The sequence below is a fragment of the Halomonas elongata DSM 2581 genome (assembly GCF_000196875.2).
Taxonomy (GTDB): Bacteria; Pseudomonadota; Gammaproteobacteria; order Pseudomonadales; family Halomonadaceae; genus Halomonas; species Halomonas elongata.
On record NC_014532.2, the window covers coordinates 906,233 to 926,298 of the forward strand.

The window sequence follows — 20,066 nt, forward strand, 5'->3', positions numbered from 1 at the left end:
GGCGGCGTCATTCGCTCTGCTCGCCGATGCCGAAACGATGGTATCGGTCCGCTTTTTCGACGTGATAATGGATAGTGTTCTATGAAAATTACCCGACTCAAGACCTGGCAGGTGCCGCCGCGCTGGTTGTTCCTCAAGATCGAGACCGATGAAGGCGTCTATGGCTGGGGCGAGCCGGTGGTCGAGGGGCGGGCGGCCACCGTCGAGGCGGCGGTGCACGAACTGGCCGACTACCTGGTCGGCCAGGACCCGCATCGCATCGAGCATCTGTGGAACACTATGTACCGCGCCGGTTTCTATCGCGGCGGGCCGATCCTGATGAGTGCCATTGCCGGTATCGACCAGGCGCTGTGGGACCTCAAGGGTCGTGATCTCGGCGTGCCTGTCCACCAGTTGCTGGGTGGCCGGGTTCGCGACCGGATGCGCATGTATGCCTGGACCGGCGGCGATCGCCCGCAGGACGTGGGGGCCGGGGCCAGGGCGCTGGTCGATCAGGGCTTCACGGCCTTCAAGATGAACGGCACTCCCGAAATGGCGATCGTCGATTCGCATCGCAAGGTCGACGAGGCCGTGGCGCGGGTGGCCGAGGCTCGGGACGCCGTCGGACCTGATGTGGGCATCGGCATCGATTTCCATGGTCGTGTCCATCGGCCGATGGCCAAGGCGTTGCTGCGTGAGCTGGAGCCCTATCACCCGATGTTCGTCGAGGAGCCGGTGGCGCCCGAGCACCTGCCTTGCCTGGTGAACATCGCCGGTGGGCTGGGCTATCCGCTGGCTACCGGCGAGCGTCTGCACACGCGCTTCGAGTTCCGGGACCTGCTGGCCCAGGGCATGATCGATGTGGTCCAGCCGGATCTGTCGCACTGTGGTGGCATCAGCGAAGGCATGAAGATCGCCAGCCTGGCGTCCTGCCATGATGTGGCGCTGGCGCCGCATTGTCCGCTGGGGCCGCTGACGTTGGCCGCCTCGCTGCATGTGGATGCGGTGAACCACAACGCCTTCATTCAGGAACAGAGCATGGGCATTCACTACAACCGTGACAATGACGTGCTCGATTACCTGGTCGACAAGTCGGCGTTGGCCATCGAAGACGGCTTCTGCGCGATTCCCGAGGGGCCCGGCCTGGGAGTGGAAATCGACGAAGCCTTCGTCGAGGAACGGGCGAAGGTTGGCCATCGCTGGCGCAATCCGGTATGGACCCATGAGGACGGCTCGATCGCGGAGTGGTGAAGAGGGTGTCGACATGAACGAGACGCAACGCAAGACCCTGGACGAAGCCCTGGAGACGCTGCCGCTGGTGGCGATCCTGCGCGGTATCAGGCCCGAGGAAGTGGAGGACGTCTGCGACGCCCTGGTCGGTGCCGGCTTCCGGATGATCGAGATCCCGCTCAATTCGCCGCGCCCCTGGGAGAGCATCGAGCGAGCGGTGGCGCATTGCCCGGCATCGGTGCTGATCGGCGCGGGCACCGTGCTGGAGGCCGCCGATGCCGAACGACTCGAGCGGCTCGGAGCGCCTCTGATGGTCACGCCCAACACGGATCCCGAGGTGATTCGGGCCGGTGTCGACCACGGGCTGGCGCCGATGATCGGTTGCATGACGCCCAGCGAGGCACTGGCTGCGGCGCGTAGCGGCGCCCGGGCGCTCAAGCTGTTTCCCGCCGCGCGACTCGGGACCGGCTATTTCAAGGACATCAGTGCCATCCTGCCCGAAGCCTTGCCGGTCCTGGCCGTGGGCGGCATCGAACGCAGCAACATGGCCGAGTGGCATGCTGTGGGCGTTCGTGGCTTCGGTTTCGGCAGCAATCTCTACAAGCCCGGCCGCGATGCCGCCGAGATCGCCGAGATCGCCGCCGACCTGGTCGCCGAGTGGCGTCGGCTCGAGGGAGGCGAAGGATGAGCGAGCGGCTGATTGCCATCGACTGGGGCACCAGCAATTTCCGCGCCTTCCTGGTCGATCGCACCACTGGCGAATGCCTCGACAGCCATCGCTCGGACGCCGGCCTGCGGTCGTTGTCCAGCGAGGAATTTCCGCATTACTGCCAGGCCCAGGTCGGGGCCTGGCGGGAAGAGGGCCGGGTGCCGGTGTATCTGTCCGGCATGGTCGGCTCGGCGCGTGGCTGGTGCGAGGCGCCTCAACTGGAGGTGCCGGCCTCTGCCGCGGAGCTTGCTGCCGGCGTGATGGCGGCGCCGGGGTTGCCCAATGCCTGGATCGTGCCGGGACTCAAGGTGGTACGCGACGATCACGTCGATGTGATGCGCGGCGAAGAAGTGCAGGCCTTCGGCGCGCTGACCCTGCGTGACACGGCCTCGGGCCTGTGCTGTCTGCCGGGCACGCACAGCAAGTGGGTACGCCTGGAGCAGGAGCGCCTGACCGACTTCACCACGGCCATGACCGGTGAACTCTTTCACGCCGTGCGCTTTCACACGCTGCCCGGCGAGCCTTCCCGGGAGCGGGCCGCATTCGACGAGTCGGGATTCCGCCAGGGATTGGAAGCCGCGCGGCATCCCGATGGCCCGCTGCACGCGCTATTCGAGGCCCGCAGTCGATACCTGTATGCCAGCCTGTCTGCCGAGGCGGTCGGGGGCTTCATCTCGGGTGTGCTGATCGGCAGCGAAGTGCTTTCGCAACGTCGGAAGTGGCAGGGTGCTCCGGTGACATTGGTCGGCTCGACAGACTTGAATGCCTTGTACCGAATGGCTCTGGAATGGGCTGGAGGAAGTGTCGTCGAAATATCGAGTGACGACGCGACCTTGGCAGGGCTTTGTGCGTTGGCGAAACGCCACGATGAGAGCCGCTGACTGCTCTCTAGGGCGTAAAAAACCTGCAAGAATTTCGTCGGCGAATAGAGTGAAAAAGGCGACCTTTTCGGGTCGCCTTTTCTCGGTTGAAGAACAGCTGTCTTGATTCGCAGGGCTTTCACTCCGAGGGTGTGTCGAGGTACTCCATATAGGCGCTGACGATATCGCGCGGCGTATCGCGGATATCGCTGCGGAAAGCCTCGTCCCGGCTGGGAACCTCCAGGGTCGCCAACTGGCTGTCCAGCATGTGAGAGCCGGTGAAGAAGTGCTCGCTTCGCCTCTCGAGCCGCTCCAGCAGGACATCTCGATCGCCGTGCAGGTAGAGGATGTCCAGTCGAGGCGTCGCGGCGCGCAGCTGGTCGCGATAACGATGCTTCAGTGCCGAGCAGCCGATCACCAGGGAAACACCCCGCTCCTGGTACTCGCGATAGAGATCGGCAAGGGTCGCCAGCCAGGTCTCTCGATCGCCGTCATTGAGGGGTTGGCCGCGTGACATCTTGGCGACGCTTTCCGAGCTATGATAGTCGTCACCATCGAGGAAGGTGGCATCTATAGCGGCAGCCAGCTGGCGACCGATATGTGACTTTCCCGAGCCGGAAACTCCCATTACCAGAATGCTTTTTGTCTTGGCTTTCATGCGGAAATCGCTTTGTTTCGGAGCTTTCTATTTGGCTCGATGATAGCATTTCTTGCGCTGACAATGGGAGTATTTGCCGGGCCTGGAAGGCACTTTTCACTCGTGTTGGAGACGCGGGGGGAGGTGATAGCCATCAATAATGAGAATGATTGGCGTTTTTGATGCTATCGGCTGTGAACGTGTCGAGAACCGACCGGTTTTTGCCCGGGAACGTCCGGTGAGTCTTCACATCGAATACATACAGGACTAAAATGGTCCGCAATCGATCACCTGAGGGGGTGGCCCCGGGGAGTCAGCCAGTGTTGAAGCTTTCCAGACTGACCGATTATGCGGCGGTGGTGATGGCTCAGATCGCCCGACATCCCGAGCAGCCGCATGCGGCTGCCGAGCTTGCCGAGGCGGTATCGCTGCCGCATCCGACGGTCAGCAAGACCCTGAAGATGCTGGTTCGTGCCGGGCTGCTCGAGTCCCGGCGAGGCGCTCAGGGGGGCTATTCGCTGGCGCGTCCGGCCTCGCGCATTTCCGCCAGCGACATCATCTCGGCCATTGAAGGGCCGGTGGCGATGACCGAGTGCAGCCAGGCGGAAGGGGACTGCGATCTGGTGTCGGTCTGCGGCGTATCGGACAACTGGCAGCGCGTGTCGCTGGCGGTGCGCACTCTGCTCGACAGCGTGACCCTGGCACACCTGGCCGATACCACGCCGATCAAGCTGCCCGTTCAGCTACCCATACAGAGCGTGAGCCTGGCCGCCGAGGCCTGATCACCTGCGACTTCATTACCCGAGGCGAGTCGTACTCGCCGACCCAACCAGCCCGGGAGGGGACAACATCATGGCAAGTCAGGAAATGGAAGAGCTCGTCCGTCGCGAATACAAGGAAGGGTTCGTGACCGACATCGAGAGCGAGACGGTACCACCGGGTCTGGACGAAGACACCATCGCCTTCATCTCGAAGAAGAAGGGCGAGCCGGAATGGATGCTGGAGTGGCGTCTCAAGGCCTATCACCAGTGGTTGAAGATGACGCCGCCGTCCTGGGCGCATCTGAATTATCCGCCCATCGACTACCAGGCGATCTCCTACTACAGCGCACCCAAGCGCCCCGAGGATCGCCCCCAGAGCCTCGATGAGGTCGACCCCAAGCTGCTCGAGACCTACGAGAAGCTGGGCATTCCGCTTCACGAGCGTGCCGCGCTGGCCGGCGTGGCGGTGGACGCGGTGTTCGACTCGGTCTCGGTGACCACGACCTTCAAGGAAAAGCTCCAGGAGGCCGGCGTCATCTTCTGTTCCATCTCCGAGGCGATCCGCGACTACCCGGAACTGGTCCAGCAGTATCTGGGCAGCGTGGTGCCGCAGGGCGACAACTATTTCGCCGCGCTCAACTCGGCGGTGTTCACTGACGGCTCCTTCGTCTTCGTGCCCGAGGGCGTGACCTGCCCCATGGAGTTGTCGACCTATTTCCGCATCAACGCCGCCAACACCGGCCAGTTCGAGCGGACGCTGATCGTCTGCGAGAGCCGCGCCGAGGTGTCGTATCTCGAGGGGTGCACCGCGCCGCAGCGCGACGAGAATCAGCTGCACGCCGCCGTGGTGGAACTGGTGGCGCTGGAAGACGCCAAGATCAAGTACTCCACGGTGCAGAACTGGTATCCCGGCGACGAGGACGGTAAAGGCGGTATCTACAACTTCGTCACCAAGCGTGGCGATTGCCGTGGCGACCGCTCCCACATCAGCTGGACCCAGGTCGAGACCGGCTCGGCGATCACCTGGAAGTATCCGTCCTGCGTGCTGCGCGGCAAGGACAGCGTCGGCGAGTTCTACTCGGTGGCGGTGACCAATGGCCGCCAGCAGGCCGATACCGGCACCAAGATGATCCACATCGGCGAGGGGACGCGCTCCACCATCGTCTCCAAGGGCATCGCCGCCGGTCGTTCCGACCAGTCCTATCGCGGCCTGGTCAAGGTCGGCCCGCGTGCCAAGAATGCCCGCAACTTCACCCAGTGCGACTCGCTGCTGATCGGCGATACCTGCGGCGCCCATACCTTCCCGTATCAGGAGATCGGCAACAGTTCCGCCAAGGTGGAGCACGAGGCGACCACCTCGAAGATCGGCGAGGATCAGCTGTTCTATTGCCAGAGCCGCGGCATCGGCGAGGAAGACGCGGTCAACATGATCGTCAACGGCTTCTGCAAGGATGTCTTCCAGGAGCTGCCGATGGAGTTCGCCGTGGAGGCGGAGGCTCTCTTGAATGTGACGCTCGAAGGCGCAGTGGGTTAAGGCCCTTGGCCTGACGATTGACGAGATGAGCGACGGCTCGGCGCCGGAACAGCTCATCCACGCTAAAGGGATGGCGCCATGCAAGGGCACTCCCGATAAGCGGAAACGAATTCATCTATGCGAGCCGCTGCGGCGGCTGATAGCTCAAAAGGTAGTCAACATGCTCGAAGTCAAGGATCTGCACGTCACGGTCGAAGGGTCCGAGATCCTCAAGGGCCTGAGCCTGACCATCGGTGCCGGCGAAGTCCACGCTCTCATGGGTCCCAACGGGGCCGGCAAGTCCACGCTCTCGGCCGTCATCGCCGGCAAGGACGGCTATGAGGTGACGAGCGGGTCGATCACTTTCGAGGGCCGGGACGTGCTGGAGATGGAAATCGAGGAGCGCGCCCAGGCGGGCCTGCTGCTGGGCTTCCAGTACCCGGTGGAGATCCCCGGCGTGAAGAACATCTATCTGCTCAAGGCCGCGCTCAACGCCCAGCGTGCCGCGCGGGGCGAGGACGAGATCCCGGCGCCGGAGTTCATGAAGCTGGTCAAGGAGAAGGTGGGCTTCATGAAGATGGATACCAGCTTCCTCCAGCGCGCCGTCAACGAGGGCTTCTCCGGCGGTGAGAAGAAGCGCAACGAGATCCTGCAGATGCTGGTCCTGCAGCCGAAGCTCGCCATGCTCGACGAGATCGATTCCGGCCTCGACATCGATGCCATGAAGGTGGTGGCCGATGGCGTCAACTCCCTGCGTGGCGAGGACAAGGGCATTCTGCTGGTGACGCACTATCAGCGTCTGCTGGATTACATCGTGCCCGACCATGTCCATGTGCTGGTCGACGGCCGCATCGTCAAGAGCGGCGACGCCGATCTGGCGCGTGAACTCGAATCCCGTGGCTACGACTGGGTCGTGGAGGACTCCGCCGCATGAGTGACGAACAGCGCTTTCTCGATCGTCTGGCCGAACGCAACGCCCAGCGCGGGGACGAGCCCACCTGGATCGCCGCGCGTCGCCAGGCCGGGGCCGCGCGCTTCGAGGCGCTCGGCTTTCCGCATCGTCGCGTCGAAGAGTGGAAGTACACCGACGTGCGCGACATCGCCCGGAACGATTTCGTCCTGACCGAAAACGCCGACTTCTCGCCGGCCGCGGCTGCGGCTCTGACCCTGCCGTTGGACGCCCATCGCCTGACCTTCGTCGATGGCGTGTTCGCGCCGGCGCTGTCGGATCTGGGCTCGCTGCCCGAGGGCGTGCAGGTGCTGCCGCTGTCGCGTGCCCTGGAGGAGAACCACGAGGCCGTGGGCGGACCGCTCGGTCGTCTCACCGGCGTCGACTTCTCGTCCTTCGCGGCACTCAACACGGCCTTCATGGAAGAGGGTGCGGTGGTGCGGCTGGCGCCGCGCACCGTGGTCGACAAGCCGATCGTGCTGCAATTCCTGTCCCGTGCCGGCGAGCAGGACGTGATGAGCCACCCGCGTATCCTGGTCGAGGCCGGTGGACGCAGCGAGGCCACCCTGATCGAGCATCACGTGGGCGAGGCCGAAGCCGCCAACTTCACCAACCTGGTGGAAGAGATCATCCTCGAGCGTGGCGCGATTCTGACCCACTACAAGCTTCAGGAAGCGCCGCTCAAGGATCGCCACATCGCCAGCATCCACGTCGAGCAGGCCCGCGACAGCCGCTATGTCTCCTTCAACCTCAACCTGGGAGGCGGCCTGGTGCGCAACGACCTGGTCAGCGAGCTCAACGGGGAGGGCGCCGAGGCCATCTACAACGGTCTGTTCTATGGCCAGGGACGCCAGCACGTGGACAACCACACCCTGGTCAACCACAACGCGCCCCGTACCTTCTCCCGGGAGAACTACAAGGGCATCCTCGATGATCGCGCCCATGGCGTGTTCAACGGCAAGGTGATCGTCAAGCGCGACAGCCAGCAGATCGAGGCCGATCAGAGCAACGCCAACCTGCTGCTCTCCGACCGTGCCGAGATCGACACCAAGCCGGAACTCGAGATCTACGCCGATGACGTCAAGTGCGCCCATGGCGCGACCACCGGCCAGCTCGACGAGGAAGCCGTCTACGCCCTGCGCACGCGAGGCATCGACGAGCAGACCGCGCGCGGCCTGCTGACCCTGGCCTTTGCCGGTGAGGTCATGGAACTGGTCGATCTGGACGCGGTATCCGAGCGGGTCGAGCTGGCGGTGGCCGGCAAGCTGCCGGAGCGCTTCAACCTGGCCGGACTGGTGGAAACCGCTTCGGCCTTCAACGAGGAGTGAGTCATGGCCGATTTCAGTGACCTCCAGCTGGATGTAGCCCGGGTCCGCCGTGACTTCCCGATCCTGGACCGCGAGGTGCATGGCAAGCCGCTGGTCTATCTCGACAACGCCGCGACCTGCCAGACCCCGCGCCAGGTGATCGAAGTCTTCGATGACTATTACCGGCGCTACAATGCCAACATCCATCGTGGCCTGCACACCCTGGCCGACGAGGCCACCGCGGCTTTCGAAGGCACCCGCGAGACGGTGCGCGCCTATCTGGGAGCCGCCGAGTCGCGGGAGATCGTCTTCACGCGTGGTACCACCGAGGCGATCAACCTGGTGGCCGGAAGCTGGGGCCGTGCCAATCTCGGGCCCGGTGACGAGGTGCTGATTTCGCGTCTGGAGCATCACTCCAATATCGTGCCCTGGCAACTGCTGGCCGGCGAGCTGGGCTTCACCATCAAGGTGATTCCGGTCGACGAGCGCGGCGTGCTGGACCAGACCGCCTATCGCGACCTGATCGGTGAACGCACCCGGCTGGTGGCGGTCAATCACGTCTCCAATGCCCTGGGAACGATCAATCCGGTGGGCGAGATGGCGAGCCTGGCTCACGAGCATGGCGCGCTGATCATGGTCGACGGCGCCCAGGCTGCGCCGCACCAGCCCATCGACGTTCAGGCCCTGGGGGTCGATTTCTACGCCTTCTCCGGTCACAAGGTCTACGGGCCCACCGGCGTAGGCGTCCTCTACGGTCGGGCGGAGCTGCTCGAGGCCATGCCGCCTTGGCAGGGTGGCGGCGAGATGATCAAGACCGTCTCCTTCGAGACTCCCACGACCTTCGCCGACATCCCTCACAAGTTCGAGGCGGGAACGCCGGCGATCGCTGAGGTGATCGCCCTGGGGCGTGCCCTGGAGTGGGTGAACGAGATCGGGCTGGAGCTGATCCAGGCCTGGGAGACGCGCCTGCTCGAACATGCCACCGAGGGCGTGGCATCGATCGAGGGCCTGCGCGTTCTGGGCACTTCGCCGGACAAGGCCGCGGTGCTTTCCTTCGTCGTCGACGGCGCCCACGCCCAGGACATCGGACTGCTGATCGACCAGTTGGGCGTGGCGATACGCACCGGGCATCACTGCGCCCAGCCGCTGCTGTCGCACTTCGGGGTCGAGGCCACTTGCCGTGCTTCCTTTGCCGCCTACAACACGCCCGAGGAAATCGATGTCTTCGTCGAAGGCCTTGGGCGCGTCGTCAACATGCTGCGTTGAGGGAAACCGAGGAAATCCATGAGTGATATCGACGCACTGGCAGGCGTGACCAAGGGGCAGGTGCTGCCCCTGCAGCGTGATGTGGAGGCGATCTCCATTCCCTTCGGCAAGACGGAGACCCTGGCCGAGGATAGCGAGGTCACGGTCATGCAGGCCAAGGGGAGCACGGTCAGCGTGGGCCTCGAGGGGCGCATGTACCTGATCGAGGGGAGCGAGCTGGACGCCCTGGGGCTCGAGCCCCTGCCGCGACCGACCCTGCCGGAGGACGCCTCGGAGGAGGAGATCGAGGCGTTCGTCTGGGATCAGCTGCGAACCTGCTTCGATCCGGAGATTCCGGTCAACATCGTCGAGCTGGGGTTGGTCTACGGTTGTCGCATCGAGCGCTTGATTACCGGCGAGCGACTCGTCACCATCCGTATGACGTTGACCGCTCCGGGCTGTGGCATGGGTGATGTGATCGCCGCCGATGCCCGCAACAAGATTCTGGGGGCGCCCCAGATCAGCAAGGTGCACACCGAGATCGTCTTCGATCCCCCCTGGAGTCGCGAGATGATGAGCGACGAGGCCAAGCTCGAGCTTGGCATGTTCTGAAGAGGTCGCGTCGTCCCCATGCGCTGCATCGAATGCCCTGTCGGCGAGATGAGGCGACGCCCAAGATGCCTCCATGACCGGGGAAGTCGATGCCCTCGCTACCGTGGAAAACCTTCCGGATCCTGCTGATGTGGCTTGGCGGGGGAACCTTTCTGGCGCTGTTGCTGTTCCTGGCGGCCAACCTGTGGGTGTTGACCAGTACCCGCGGACGTATCGATCGCGAGCTGGCGCAATGCCAGTCCGAGCGCGTGGGTATCGTCTTCGGCACCTCGCACTGGACCCGCAGCGGTGCCCGCAATCCCCACTTCGAAGGACGCATGAGGGCCGCGGCGAGCCTGATACACGACGGGCGGGTCATGCATCTGCTGCTGTCGGGAGATAACAGCACTCGCTACTACAATGAGCCGGTCACCATGTGGAAGGATCTGCGTGGTCGCGCGGTTCCGGATTCGGCCATGACCCTCGATTATGCCGGCTTCAGCACCTTCGATACGCTGGCCCGGGCCCGGGATGTCTTCGCGGTGAAGCGCGCCTTGCTGGTCACCCAGTCCTGGCATCTGCCAAGGGCATTGTTCATCGCCGATGCACTGGGCATCGAGGCGCGAGGCTGTGCGGCACCGGAGCGGCCGTCGGACAGCACCCTACGGCTGAGGGCCAGGGAATGGGTCGCGCGGGCGGCGACGCTCGGCGATATCTATCTGTGGGGGCGCGAGCCGCACTTCCTGGGGCCTCTGGAGCCCCTGCAGATCACCCCGCCGCAGCGGGGCCCGGTCAGCGCTTCTGACGCTGCTTCTGCAGACGATACAACTCGCGAATCAGCGCACGACAGTTCCGCCAGCACTCCTCGATGACCGGCTCGATGGCATCGGGCAGCGGATGGGTGAGCAGGGTCGAAAGGGCCTGCATCAACACCCGCTCCTGTTCGAGCAGTTCGTTGATCAGGACCTGGCTGTCGTTGCCGACGAAGCTCTTCAGCCGGCTCCATAGCCACATGTAGTCGTCGCGTTCGACGTCGGCATCGCGGGGGAGAAGGTCGAGATGGCGACGGGCCAGCGACTGCAGTTCGTGCATCAGCCGGCCACGTTCCTCGAAATGGGGCTTGAGCGCGTCGCGCAGGCTTGGCCGCAGGCGCTCGAGATTGTCCTGGAAATAGTCGATGCTGTCGGCCAGCGCTTCGAGGGCACTGTCCATCGCCACCTGGCGATTATCAAGAAACATGCGCGTTCACCTCCTCCGGTGACGCAGATTGTGGGGGTGTCGCGGTACTTTTGCCACCCCCATTCGCCATTAAATCGTCGTTTCGGTATTAGCCTTTAGGCTTGGGGGGCGTCTTGCGTTTCGGCGCCGAACTCTTTTCCAGATGCTCGATGATCTGTCCGGCGATGTCCTTGCCGGTGGCGGACTCGATACCGCGCAGCCCCGGCGATGAATTCACCTCCATGATCACCGGCCCGTGGTTGGAGCGCAGCAGGTCGACACCCGCCACTTTCAGGCCCATGGCCTTGGCGGCACGGATGGCCGTGGAGCGTTCCTCGGGGGTGATGCGGATGATGCTGGCACTGCCGCCACGATGCAGGTTGGAACGGAATTCGCCTTCGGCGGCCTGGCGTTTCATGGCGGCCACGACCTTGTCGCCGATCACCAGGCAGCGAATGTCGGCGCCCTTGGCTTCCTTGATGTATTCCTGAACCATGATATTGGCCTTCATGCCCATGAAGGCCTGGATCACCGATTCGGCGGCCTGGTTGGTTTCGGCCAGAACCACGCCGATGCCCTGGGTGCCTTCCAGCAGTTTGATGACCAGCGGGGCGCCACGCACCATGGTGATCAGGTCCGGAATGTCATCGGGCGAGTGTGCAAAGCCGGTCACCGGCAGGCCGATGCCCTTGCGCGACAGAAGCTGCAGCGAACGCAGCTTGTCCCGGGAGCGGGTGATCGAGACGCTGTCGTTGAGTACCTGGGTGCCCATCATCTCGAACTGGCGCAGCACCGCGCAGCCATAGAAGGTGATGGAGGCGCCGATACGGGGAATCACCGCGTCGAAGGGTTCGAGCTCCTGCCCCTTGTAGTGGATGGAGGGGTGATGCGAGGCGATGCTCATGTAGCACCGCAGGGTATCGACGACCCGGGCACTATGACCACGGGCCTCGGCGGCCTCCATCAGCCGGCGGGTGGAATAGAGGTTGCGGTTGCGAGAGAGCAGCGCGATGTGCATGGCGGATTCTCCGTGGATGAGGTCGGAGAGATGGTGAGCCTCAGGGCTCACCATGCAGGAAACCGGCACCGGGTGCTACCAGCAGCCGGCGCAGGGCACGGCGGCCCAGCAGCATGGGATGACGCATGTCGCGCCGATCCGTCAGGGTCAGCTCGACCGGGAATTCCAGTTCACCGAGTTGCATGAGTGTGCGGATGACGTAACGCCACTCGGCCTGGCCGTTGGAACTGGTGACACGACGTCGATCATGGAGTGGCAGGCACTGCTCATGGGCCGGGCTCGACGGGCCGCTGCCGCGGGTCGTGAATCGCACCCATGGATGGCCATCCTGTTCGAAGGTCTCGATGTTCTCGGCGTGAAGCGCGGAAGTTCGCGCGCCGGTGTCGGCCTTGGCGCACAGTGTCAGGCCCAGTGCCGGCAGTGTAACCATCTCACGGCGGCCGATGACCGCCTTGGCCTGATAGGGCAACTCCTTCATGACGCTCGGTGCCTCCTGTGAATCAACGGGAAAGGCCAGCCAGACGGCGGCCGATGGCAGATGTCGGCTCGGCGTCGCGCAGCGTCATCAGCACGGGCAGACGCAAGCGGGGAATCAACGCCAGGTCACGGGCCACGGCCGTGAAGTCGGCTCGAGGCTCGTCCGCCAGGCGTGCCAGAAAGCGCGGCAGTCGCTCCGCCTCCTCCAGATGACGCCACCCCCGACCCGCCATGGCGGCCAGCAGGTCAGGGCCGCAGGCCGTCTCATCGGCGAGCAGGGCGTCGTACCAGCTTCCCACCCGGGCGGTAGCGGCGCCACTGACGGCGCGCACGCAGGCACAGAAGCGTTCGATGTCGCCGGCCTCGGCGGCCTGTTCGCCGCGCTGGCGAAGGGCGGCGGCGAGGTCGTCACCGATGGCGACATGTTCCAGACAGTAACATAGCGATACCAGGACCTCATCGGGCAGGCTGGGGATCGTATCGGCCAGCCGCTGCTGCTGGGCCTCGTCCATGCGTACCGCGAAATCGGCCAGACCCTGCAGGCCGAGGGCTCGCCAGTCGAGTGCCTGCTGGCCTTCCAGATAGGCTTCCACCGGCTCCAGATGCTGGCTCGCCGGCCGGTCGAGATCGTGGCTCGCCCGGGCGTGCAGCATGGCCAGGAAAGGTGTCGCGGGAGTGAAGGCGAGGGGATTGTCCTTCATCAGGTTATCGATCCCGCTGCTATCTTCACGACCGAGCCCCTGGACGTTGCGGCCCAGGGTCTCCAGCAGACGCTGCAGGAAAGCGTCGCGTGGCGCCGGGTCGAGCGTGCCCTGTTCATCGAGGGGCAGGGCCAGGAACCAGATGAGCGGATCGCCGAGATCGCCCACCCGAAACACCATGGCAAGCCGGGCCTGCCCCTGCCAGGGTGCCGGCCAGGAATGCCCGTCGTGCTCCAGCTCGCGCAAGGCGTCGAGCGGACAGGGTTCGACGCGGCGGCCCATATGGTAAAGCGTCACCTCGGCGCCGGTACGGACGAAGAAGTCATGTAGGCTGTCGATCGATTGCATGCGGTCTCCCTGGCTCGAATCGTGCACTCTACATTGCGGCCCGAACCCTGTCAGCCTCCACGACGCCAAGAGGCAAGGCGGATCGATCATTCATTGACCGATGGCCCGGAAAGCCCATGGAACAATGCCTGGCGCGACCTGTTCAGTGGTTATCCACAGGGACGTTCAGGTCTTCTGTGCATGACGCCACTGCGCAGCTAGGCTATGGCAGGCATAATCAACGGTTATTGGCCGCCGTGGAGGATTTTTCTTACGGTTTGTGTGAAAATGGAATATAGGAAAAGGTTTCTTATTCCTTATCTCTCTTTGAGTCGCGTAATGACAGGAGGCCCCTCATGTTGCGTTCCCCAGGATTTTTACGAAACGTCGCCCTGACGCTGCTGTCCGCCGGTGCCATTGCCTTTGCCGGCATCGCCCAGGCGGAGGATGACCCCCTTCGGGTCGGCATGTCCGGCGGCTATTTCCCGTTCACCTTCGTCGAGCAGGATACCCTCAAGGGGTTCGAGGTCGACGTGATGGAGGCCGTGGCCGACGAAATGGGTACCGAGGTGGCGTTCGAGACCGCCAACTTCTCCGGGCTGTTCGGCATGCTCGAGTCAGGGCGTATCGATACCATCGCCAACCAGATCACCATCACCGACGAGCGTCAGGCCAAGTACGTCTTCACTGAACCTTATGTCTACGACGGCGCCCAGGTCGTGGTCAAGAAGGGCAATGACACCACCTCCGGTGTCGAGGACCTGAAAGGCAAGAGCGTGGCCGTGAACCTGGGGTCCAACTACGAGCAGTTGCTGCGCGAGCTGCCCTATGCCGACGAGATCGACATCCGGACCTACGAGAGCAACATCGAGCAGGATACTGCCCTGGGCCGCGTCGATGCCTTCGTCATGGACCGGGTGAGTGCCAGTCAGGTCATCAAGGAGAAACCCCTGCCGCTCGAGCTGGCCGGCAAGCCGTTCTCGGAGATTCGCAATGCGCTGCCGTTCCGCGACACCGAGGAAGGTCGTGAGCTGCGTGATCGGGTCGATCAGGCACTCGCCACGCTGCGCGAGGATGGCACCCTGACGGACATCTCCGAGCGTTGGTTCGGTACCGATATCACACGTCCCTGATACGGTATCGCACCCGTTATGAACGTTCTCGATTTCGACTACATGCTGGGGCTGGTGCCCATCCTGCTGAGCTATCTGCCGCTGACCCTCGAGATGGCGGCAGCCGGGATGGCCCTGGCCCTGGTGCTGGCCTGCGGCCTGGCGGTCATCCGGGTACTGAAGATTCCGGGGCTGAACGCGGCGACCATGCTGTTCATCTCCTTCTTTCGCGGTACCCCCTTGCTGGTGCAGCTCTTCCTGTTCTATTACGGCTTGCCCCAGCTACTGGACTTCCTGACCCAGATCAACGGTATCACCGCCACCATCATGGGGCTGACGCTGCACTTCTCGGCCTACATGGCGGAGTCGATTCGTGCCGCCATCGTGGGTGTCGACCGCAGTCAGACCGAGGCGGCGCTGTCCATCGGCATGACCAATGGCCAGTTGATGCGGCGCATCGTGCTGCCCCAGGCGACCCGGGTGGCCGTGCCCACCCTGATGAATTACTTCATCGACATGATCAAGGCCACCTCGCTGGCCTTTACCCTGGGCGTCACCGAACTGATGGGGGCGACCCAGAAGGAGGCGGCCGGCAGCTTCCTGTATTTCGAGGCCTTCGTCACCGTGGCGGTGGTCTACTGGGTCATCGTCGAGTTGCTGGCCTGGGGCCAGCGCCGACTGGAGACGCGACTCAACAAGGCGTATCGCAGATGATCAAGATAGCCAACCTGGTCAAGCGCTTCGGCGGCACGCCGGTGCTCGACGGCATCGATCTCACCATCGAGCGTGGCGAGATCATCGTGGTGATCGGCCCGTCGGGGACCGGCAAGTCGACCCTGCTGCGCTGCCTGAACTTTCTCGAGCGGCCGGATGCCGGCCAACTGTCTCTGGGGGATCTGGAGATCGATGTCACCCGCGCCAGTCGGGCGGACATCCTGGTGGCGCGCCGTCGCACGGCCTTCGTCTTCCAGAACTATGCGTTGTTCGCCAACAAGACGGCGCTGGAGAACATCGCCGAGGGCTTGATCGTGGTCAATCGCTGGCCCAGGGACAAGGCGCATGCGCGGGCCAGGGAAATCCTCGAGCGCATCGGGCTGGCCGACAAGGCCGATGCCTATCCGGCATCGCTGTCCGGCGGGCAGCAGCAGCGTGTGGGCATTGGTCGTGCCATGGCCGCCCAGGCCGAGATCATTCTCTTCGACGAGCCGACGTCATCGCTCGACCCGGAGTGGGTCGAGGAGGTGCTGGGACTGATGAAGCAATTGGCCTCCGAGCGGCAAACCATGCTGGTGGTGACCCATGAGATGGGCTTCGCGCAGGACGTGGCCGATCGCGTGGTGTTCATGGAAGGCGGTCGCATCGTCGAGCAGGGCCCTCCCTCACGGCTGTTCAATGCCCCCGAGGATCCGCGTACCCGCGACTTCCTGCGCAAGGTGCTGGCCGGTCAGCCGACACCGCAGGCGTTGTGAGCATGGGTTGGCCCGAGGCGGCATGACGCGGGATAATGACGCCAATTGACCGACTGGAGGGATATCCCATGACCGTTCACGAGGAACTCGACAGCGCGCTGCGCGAGCTCGAGTCCACCATGAGGGCCGCCAACCTGTGGCGCCTGGAGCGCCCCGAGCCAGCGGCCTTCGACAGCGCCCAGCCATTCTGCGTCGATACCATGAGCCTGCCGCAATGGCTGCGCTTCGTGTTCATCGCCAGGCTCGATGAGCTGGTCGCGGCGGAGGGGCCCATGCCCGCGAGTTGCGACGTGGCGCCGGCGGTGGAGGCCTATCTGACTCAGGAAGGGGCGCGCAACAGTGACCGAATCCTGATGGGCAAGGCTGTCGAACGTATCGACACCCTGGTCACCGAAAATTGAAAGGCCGATTCCGCCTTGCCGGGCCGTCGCTCGTCACACTGGTAAACAGCCTCTGAGGCGCCCATGCCCTATTACTTCGCCTATGGCAGCAACATGAATCCGGCGCGGGTCGAAGCGCGCATCGGTGATACGCGTCGTGCCGTGGCGGGCGTGCTGGTCGACCATGTGCTGAGGTTCGACAAGGCCTCGAAGGTCCCCGGTATCAGCCATGCCAACGTGGCGCCACGACCGGGAGAGCGTGTCGAAGGGGTGCTGTTCGAGCTGGCGTCTCCCGAACAGATCCGTGACATGGACCCCTTCGAGGGTCATCCCGATGAATATCGTCGACACCGCCTGCCCATCGAGACGGCCGAAGGTGCCATCGAGGCCTGGGTATACATCGCCAGGCCGGGGACCACCGCCGATGCGTTGCGGCCTGCGCGCGAGTATCTCGAGCACTTGTTGTGCGGTCAGGCCTTTCTCTCGGCCGACTATCATGCCTGGCTGGCCGACGTACCGGCAGTCGCCGGACTGGATGACCGGACCCTGGCCGCCCTGGGGTTGTCACGCCACAGTCCGCGCTGAAGCCAGTCCATCGCCAGGCACAATTCCATCGCCAGACATAACGAGGCCCTCCATGTGGAGGGCCTCGTTGGTATGGATGCCAGAAACCAGTAGTGCCGAAACAGCGACGCCGGGCCATGGGCCCGGCGTCGTGGTTGTAGCGCTGGAGACGCTTAGAAGCGGTAGGTCAGGCCACCACCGACGGTGAGGGGGTCGAGCTTGACCTTGCCTGCGCCGTGGCCGTGCATGTCCACGTCGCTGTCCACATCGGCGTAGTTGGCGAAGGCACCGACCAGGATGTTGTCGGTCAGGGCCAGATCCACGCCCACCTGGCCGGCAGCGCCGTAGGAGTCGTCGAGGTCCATGCCACTCACAGACTCATTGGAGAAGTGAGTGTAGTTGAGACCGACGCCCGCATAGGGCTGGATGCGTGAGTCAGTACCGCCCATCGGATAGTAGTTGAGCATCAGGTTGACCGGGGTGCGATCAAAGCTGCCGCCGGTGATGTCATGCTCCATGGCCTCTGTACCGTTGAGCTCGACGCCCAGCTTGTCGGTGAACAGGTAGCCAAGGCCATAGGCGATGCCATTCTCATCGGAGACGTTGACGTCCTGGTGGGCAACCTTGCCGTTGTCGCTCTTCACGTCGGACTTGGCGTAACCGCCACGCACGTAGATGTCGCCGGCCTGATACGCCATGGCGGACTGGGCGGCGAAAAGAGTGGCTGCGGCGAAGGCAGTGGCAGAAATCAGACGAGTCGCTTTCATGGAGAATCCTCCCTGTGGTGTTTCGGATGCCGGTGCTGTCAACCCGACAGCGCCGTTCGCATCTTTCAGGAAGTATTATAGGAAACAGTGTTTCTAAACGTCTTGTAAAAAAAATCTATGGTGTCGATAGCAATATATGGGGCGATTCAATGGAACTTTTTGTTAATGACAGCAATCGGCGACAGTTCTTGTACAGTATTTGCACATTGTGAATCATGACTCGCCAGCTAGCCAGGAATCGTCTTCACTGAAAGCGTGACATCGGCGGCGGAGGCGAGCATGACGGATCGGCCCCTGATCTCTCGAGTGCACCTCGACATCGGCGCGTTACTGCTGGCGGCTGTCCTGGCGGCCTGGTTGCTGTGGCGCCCGGAGTTGATACAAGGACTGCCATTCGGCCTGCGCCTTCCCCTGGTTGCCTTGGGCGTCTGGGCCCTGGGGGCGGCATTCGCGCGCCCCCTGGTCGAGGAGGCGGGCATGTATCGGTTGGAAGCACTGGTCAAGGCTCCCTGGAGTCAGGTTGCCCTGTGGGGGTTTGCCTTGTTGCTGATAGGGCGTGCTTGGTCGTTATAGACCAGCTCACAAGCATGAGCGTCAGGGTGTGTGTGCCTGGCAGACAGCAAAAAGGGCTCCCGAAGGAGCCCCTTTCACCGCGTTGAGTGCGTCGTGCGCGTTTCAGTGAGAGATGTGCTGGTATTCCCCCGCATCTTTGGTGACGCTGCTCACTACCATGATGGCAATAAAGGCAGCGATGAAGCCGGGAATGATCTCGTAGACACCGGGACCACCCATGAACTCGGCGTTCCAGCCCAGTGCAATCCAGATCATGACGGTGGCGGCACCCACGACCATGCCGGCAATGGCGCCGGCGCCATTGGTACGCGGCCACATCAGCGACAGGATGATCAGCGGACCAAAGGCGGCACCGAAACCTGCCCAGGCGTTACTGACCAGACCCAGGACCTGAGAATCCGGGTTGGATGCAATGACCGCCGCCACCAGGCCAACCAGCACGACACTGATTCGGCCGATAGTCACGCACTCCTTGCTGCTTGCTTCCTTGCGCAGGAACAGGCGATAGAAATCCTCTGTCAGCGAAGAAGAAGACACCAGCAGCTGGCTGGAAATGGTGCTCATGACCGCAGCCAGCAACGCAGCGTAGAGGAAGCCGGTGACCAGCGGATGGAACAGCAGATTGGCCAGGATGATGAAAATGGTTTCCGGGTCCTGAACGTCCAGGCCATTGCGGATGGCATAGGCACGGCCGAAGATACCCAGAGAGACCGCCCCGATCAGGGAGATGAGCATCCAGCCCATGCCGATGTTACGGGCAGTCGGAACATCCTTGAGGTTGCGGATGGCCATGAAGCGCACGATGATGTGCGGCTGCCCGAAGTAACCCAGTCCCCAGGTCACCGCCGACAACCAGCCGATGAAGGTCAGTCCCTCCGTCCACGAGAGCAGCGAGGGATCGACTTCATTCAGAGTCTGTGACGCCTGGGAGAAACCGCCGCCACCTTCGCCGAAGAGCACGACCGCCGGCATGATCACTAGTGCCAGCATCATGATGCAGCCCTGCACGAAGTCCGTCATGCTCACGGCCAGGAAACCGCCAACCACGGTATAGACGAGTACCACACCCAGCGTGATGATGACGCCGGCCGCATAGTCACTCAGGCCGCCGAAGTTGAAGATGCCGGAGAACGCGCTTTCGAACAGCTTGCCGCCCGCGACCAGGCCAGAAGCCGTGTAGACCGCGAAGAAGATGACGATCACGATGGCCGACACCGTTCTCAGCGACAGTGCCTGGGTCGGGAAGCGATTCGCCAGGAAGGATGGGATGGTAATGGCATTGCCGTAGTGAACCGTCTGTTCACGAAGACGGGGCGCCACTAGGGTCCAGTTGAAGAAGGCGCCGACAAGCAGGCCGATGCCGATCCAGGCCGACCCCAGGCCTGAAGCGAACAGCGCCCCGGGCAAGCCCAGCAGCAACCAGCCACTCATGTCCGAAGCCCCGGCCGACAGGGCCGCGACCTTGGGACTGAGTGCTCGTCCACCCAGCATGTAATCCTCGGATGAGGATGTGGCTCTGCGCATGGCATAGACGCCAATGGCGATCATGAGCGCAAAGTAAGCAAAAAGACTGATCCAAACACCGATAGCCATGAAAAGCCCTCCAGTTTATTAGGCCGGATACAGCTCCGACGGATTGTTGGTACGTAGGCAGGCCAGAACGCCGATGACGAGCATCA

23 protein-coding genes are annotated in these 20,066 nt (G+C 63.4%); 16 read left to right on the forward strand and 7 right to left on the reverse strand.

Features of this window, described 5'->3' with window-relative positions; all coding sequences use genetic code 11:
- Positions 1 to 81: 81 nt before the first annotated feature.
- The 3 genes from dgoD to HELO_RS04195 are packed head-to-tail and all read left to right on the forward strand — an operon-like array spanning position 82 to position 2,799.
- Positions 82 to 1,230 (forward strand): galactonate dehydratase, encoded by a 1,149-nt coding sequence (dgoD, locus tag HELO_RS04185; protein ID WP_013331535.1) that lies wholly within the window; start codon positions 82 to 84, stop codon positions 1,228 to 1,230.
- Positions 1,231 to 1,243: 13 nt separating this feature from the next.
- On the forward strand, positions 1,244 to 1,897 hold the full coding sequence (locus tag HELO_RS04190) for a 2-dehydro-3-deoxy-6-phosphogalactonate aldolase (RefSeq protein ID WP_013331536.1): 654 nt from the start codon (positions 1,244 to 1,246) through the stop codon (positions 1,895 to 1,897).
- Positions 1,894 to 2,799 (forward strand): 2-dehydro-3-deoxygalactonokinase, encoded by a 906-nt coding sequence (locus HELO_RS04195; RefSeq protein WP_013331537.1) that lies wholly within the window; start codon positions 1,894 to 1,896, stop codon positions 2,797 to 2,799. Before HELO_RS04190 ends, HELO_RS04195 begins: the two co-directional genes overlap by 4 nt.
- 118 nt (positions 2,800 to 2,917) lie before the next feature.
- On the opposite strand, the gene HELO_RS04200 is transcribed toward HELO_RS04195, so the two are convergent.
- Positions 2,918 to 3,436 (reverse strand): gluconokinase, encoded by a 519-nt coding sequence (locus tag HELO_RS04200; RefSeq protein WP_013331538.1) that lies wholly within the window; start codon positions 3,434 to 3,436, stop codon positions 2,918 to 2,920.
- Positions 3,437 to 3,735: 299 nt separating this feature from the next.
- Here HELO_RS04200 and HELO_RS04205 point away from each other — a divergent pair, with 299 nt between their 5' ends.
- From HELO_RS04205 to HELO_RS04235, 7 genes are all read left to right on the forward strand, one after another.
- Positions 3,736 to 4,197 (forward strand): SUF system Fe-S cluster assembly regulator, encoded by a 462-nt coding sequence (locus HELO_RS04205; protein ID WP_041601902.1) that lies wholly within the window; start codon positions 3,736 to 3,738, stop codon positions 4,195 to 4,197.
- 70 nt (positions 4,198 to 4,267) lie between these two features.
- The gene (gene sufB, locus HELO_RS04210; protein ID WP_013331540.1) at positions 4,268 to 5,710 is read left to right on the forward strand and encodes a Fe-S cluster assembly protein SufB; all 1,443 of its coding nucleotides are present in this window, start codon (positions 4,268 to 4,270) and stop codon (positions 5,708 to 5,710) included.
- Positions 5,711 to 5,870: 160 nt separating this feature from the next.
- Positions 5,871 to 6,623: a Fe-S cluster assembly ATPase SufC gene (gene sufC / locus HELO_RS04215; RefSeq protein WP_013331541.1), complete on the forward strand. Its 753-nt coding sequence runs from the start codon at positions 5,871 to 5,873 to the stop codon at positions 6,621 to 6,623.
- Positions 6,620 to 7,966: a Fe-S cluster assembly protein SufD gene (sufD, locus tag HELO_RS04220; protein ID WP_013331542.1), complete on the forward strand. Its 1,347-nt coding sequence runs from the start codon at positions 6,620 to 6,622 to the stop codon at positions 7,964 to 7,966. Before sufC ends, sufD begins: the two co-directional genes overlap by 4 nt.
- 3 nt (positions 7,967 to 7,969) lie before the next feature.
- On the forward strand, positions 7,970 to 9,211 hold the full coding sequence (locus tag HELO_RS04225; RefSeq protein ID WP_013331543.1) for an aminotransferase class V-fold PLP-dependent enzyme: 1,242 nt from the start codon (positions 7,970 to 7,972) through the stop codon (positions 9,209 to 9,211).
- An 18-nt stretch (positions 9,212 to 9,229) separates the two neighbouring features.
- Complete coding sequence (gene sufT, locus HELO_RS04230; protein ID WP_013331544.1) at positions 9,230 to 9,802, forward strand: putative Fe-S cluster assembly protein SufT; 573 nt, start codon at positions 9,230 to 9,232, stop codon at positions 9,800 to 9,802.
- 89 nt (positions 9,803 to 9,891) lie between these two features.
- Entirely contained in the window at positions 9,892 to 10,653 is a 762-nt protein-coding gene (locus tag HELO_RS04235; protein ID WP_013331545.1) for a SanA/YdcF family protein, read from the forward strand.
- Here HELO_RS04235 and HELO_RS04240 read toward each other — a convergent pair.
- The 4 genes from HELO_RS04240 to HELO_RS04255 form a co-directional block, all read right to left on the reverse strand.
- Entirely contained in the window at positions 10,574 to 11,020 is a 447-nt protein-coding gene (locus tag HELO_RS04240) for a hypothetical protein (protein WP_013331546.1), read from the reverse strand. The two genes, HELO_RS04235 and HELO_RS04240, sit on opposite strands and share 80 nt — an antisense overlap.
- Before the next feature lie 88 nt (positions 11,021 to 11,108).
- Entirely contained in the window at positions 11,109 to 12,017 is a 909-nt protein-coding gene (gene rimK, locus HELO_RS04245) for a 30S ribosomal protein S6--L-glutamate ligase (RefSeq protein ID WP_041601903.1), read from the reverse strand.
- A gap of 40 nt (positions 12,018 to 12,057) precedes the next feature.
- Positions 12,058 to 12,495 carry an ATP-dependent zinc protease family protein gene (locus tag HELO_RS04250; protein ID WP_013331548.1) on the reverse strand — a complete coding sequence of 146 codons (438 nt, stop codon included), beginning with the start codon at positions 12,493 to 12,495 and terminating at the stop codon, positions 12,058 to 12,060.
- Between the two features lie 22 nt (positions 12,496 to 12,517).
- Positions 12,518 to 13,543, reverse strand: coding sequence for a DUF3549 family protein (locus HELO_RS04255; protein WP_013331549.1), 1,026 nt, complete (start codon positions 13,541 to 13,543; stop codon positions 12,518 to 12,520).
- Positions 13,544 to 13,878: 335 nt separating this feature from the next.
- Here HELO_RS04255 and HELO_RS04260 point away from each other — a divergent pair, with 335 nt between their 5' ends.
- From HELO_RS04260 to HELO_RS04280, 5 genes are all read left to right on the forward strand, one after another.
- Complete coding sequence (locus HELO_RS04260; RefSeq protein WP_013331550.1) at positions 13,879 to 14,655, forward strand: amino acid ABC transporter substrate-binding protein; 777 nt, start codon at positions 13,879 to 13,881, stop codon at positions 14,653 to 14,655.
- Between the two features lie 18 nt (positions 14,656 to 14,673).
- On the forward strand, positions 14,674 to 15,348 hold the full coding sequence (locus tag HELO_RS04265) for an amino acid ABC transporter permease (RefSeq protein ID WP_013331551.1): 675 nt from the start codon (positions 14,674 to 14,676) through the stop codon (positions 15,346 to 15,348).
- Positions 15,345 to 16,103: an amino acid ABC transporter ATP-binding protein gene (locus HELO_RS04270; protein ID WP_013331552.1), complete on the forward strand. Its 759-nt coding sequence runs from the start codon at positions 15,345 to 15,347 to the stop codon at positions 16,101 to 16,103. Before HELO_RS04265 ends, HELO_RS04270 begins: the two co-directional genes overlap by 4 nt.
- 68 nt (positions 16,104 to 16,171) lie before the next feature.
- The gene (locus HELO_RS04275; protein ID WP_013331553.1) at positions 16,172 to 16,504 is read left to right on the forward strand and encodes a YqcC family protein; all 333 of its coding nucleotides are present in this window, start codon (positions 16,172 to 16,174) and stop codon (positions 16,502 to 16,504) included.
- A 63-nt stretch (positions 16,505 to 16,567) separates the two neighbouring features.
- Positions 16,568 to 17,068: a gamma-glutamylcyclotransferase family protein gene (locus HELO_RS04280; protein ID WP_013331554.1), complete on the forward strand. Its 501-nt coding sequence runs from the start codon at positions 16,568 to 16,570 to the stop codon at positions 17,066 to 17,068.
- 152 nt (positions 17,069 to 17,220) lie between these two features.
- Here HELO_RS04280 and HELO_RS04285 read toward each other — a convergent pair whose 3' ends face one another.
- The gene (locus HELO_RS04285; RefSeq protein ID WP_013331555.1) at positions 17,221 to 17,814 is read right to left on the reverse strand and encodes an OmpW/AlkL family protein; all 594 of its coding nucleotides are present in this window, start codon (positions 17,812 to 17,814) and stop codon (positions 17,221 to 17,223) included.
- Between the two features lie 279 nt (positions 17,815 to 18,093).
- Here HELO_RS04285 and HELO_RS04290 point away from each other — a divergent pair, with 279 nt between their 5' ends.
- Positions 18,094 to 18,387, forward strand: a complete 294-nt coding sequence (locus HELO_RS04290) for a hypothetical protein (RefSeq protein ID WP_013331556.1) — start codon at positions 18,094 to 18,096, stop codon at positions 18,385 to 18,387.
- Positions 18,388 to 18,489: 102 nt separating this feature from the next.
- On the opposite strand, the gene putP is transcribed toward HELO_RS04290, so the two are convergent.
- Complete coding sequence (putP, locus tag HELO_RS04295) at positions 18,490 to 19,980, reverse strand: sodium/proline symporter PutP (RefSeq protein WP_013331557.1); 1,491 nt, start codon at positions 19,978 to 19,980, stop codon at positions 18,490 to 18,492.
- Positions 19,981 to 20,066 lie beyond the last annotated feature (86 nt).

Bases quoted from the DNA above. Each gene is read 5' to 3' on its own strand.
- dgoD (WP_013331535.1), top strand. From the start codon at position 82: ATGAAAATTACCCGACTCAAGACCTGGCAGGTGCCGCCGCGCTGGTTG.
- HELO_RS04190 (WP_013331536.1), top strand. From the start codon at position 1,244: ATGAACGAGACGCAACGCAAGACCCTGGACGAAGCCCTGGAGACGCTG.
- HELO_RS04195 (WP_013331537.1), top strand. From the start codon at position 1,894: ATGAGCGAGCGGCTGATTGCCATCGACTGGGGCACCAGCAATTTCCGC.
- HELO_RS04200 (WP_013331538.1), bottom strand. From the start codon at position 3,436: ATGAAAGCCAAGACAAAAAGCATTCTGGTAATGGGAGTTTCCGGCTCG.
- sufB (WP_013331540.1), top strand. From the start codon at position 4,268: ATGGCAAGTCAGGAAATGGAAGAGCTCGTCCGTCGCGAATACAAGGAA.
- sufC (WP_013331541.1), top strand. From the start codon at position 5,871: ATGCTCGAAGTCAAGGATCTGCACGTCACGGTCGAAGGGTCCGAGATC.
- sufD (WP_013331542.1), top strand. From the start codon at position 6,620: ATGAGTGACGAACAGCGCTTTCTCGATCGTCTGGCCGAACGCAACGCC.
- HELO_RS04225 (WP_013331543.1), top strand. From the start codon at position 7,970: ATGGCCGATTTCAGTGACCTCCAGCTGGATGTAGCCCGGGTCCGCCGT.
- sufT (WP_013331544.1), top strand. From the start codon at position 9,230: ATGAGTGATATCGACGCACTGGCAGGCGTGACCAAGGGGCAGGTGCTG.
- HELO_RS04235 (WP_013331545.1), top strand. From the start codon at position 9,892: ATGCCCTCGCTACCGTGGAAAACCTTCCGGATCCTGCTGATGTGGCTT.
- HELO_RS04240 (WP_013331546.1), bottom strand. From the start codon at position 11,020: ATGTTTCTTGATAATCGCCAGGTGGCGATGGACAGTGCCCTCGAAGCG.
- rimK (WP_041601903.1), bottom strand. From the start codon at position 12,017: ATGCACATCGCGCTGCTCTCTCGCAACCGCAACCTCTATTCCACCCGC.
- HELO_RS04250 (WP_013331548.1), bottom strand. From the start codon at position 12,495: ATGAAGGAGTTGCCCTATCAGGCCAAGGCGGTCATCGGCCGCCGTGAG.
- HELO_RS04255 (WP_013331549.1), bottom strand. From the start codon at position 13,543: ATGCAATCGATCGACAGCCTACATGACTTCTTCGTCCGTACCGGCGCC.
- HELO_RS04260 (WP_013331550.1), top strand. From the start codon at position 13,879: ATGTTGCGTTCCCCAGGATTTTTACGAAACGTCGCCCTGACGCTGCTG.
- HELO_RS04265 (WP_013331551.1), top strand. From the start codon at position 14,674: ATGAACGTTCTCGATTTCGACTACATGCTGGGGCTGGTGCCCATCCTG.
- HELO_RS04270 (WP_013331552.1), top strand. From the start codon at position 15,345: ATGATCAAGATAGCCAACCTGGTCAAGCGCTTCGGCGGCACGCCGGTG.
- HELO_RS04275 (WP_013331553.1), top strand. From the start codon at position 16,172: ATGACCGTTCACGAGGAACTCGACAGCGCGCTGCGCGAGCTCGAGTCC.
- HELO_RS04280 (WP_013331554.1), top strand. From the start codon at position 16,568: ATGCCCTATTACTTCGCCTATGGCAGCAACATGAATCCGGCGCGGGTC.
- HELO_RS04285 (WP_013331555.1), bottom strand. From the start codon at position 17,814: ATGAAAGCGACTCGTCTGATTTCTGCCACTGCCTTCGCCGCAGCCACT.
- HELO_RS04290 (WP_013331556.1), top strand. From the start codon at position 18,094: ATGACGGATCGGCCCCTGATCTCTCGAGTGCACCTCGACATCGGCGCG.
- putP (WP_013331557.1), bottom strand. From the start codon at position 19,980: ATGGCTATCGGTGTTTGGATCAGTCTTTTTGCTTACTTTGCGCTCATG.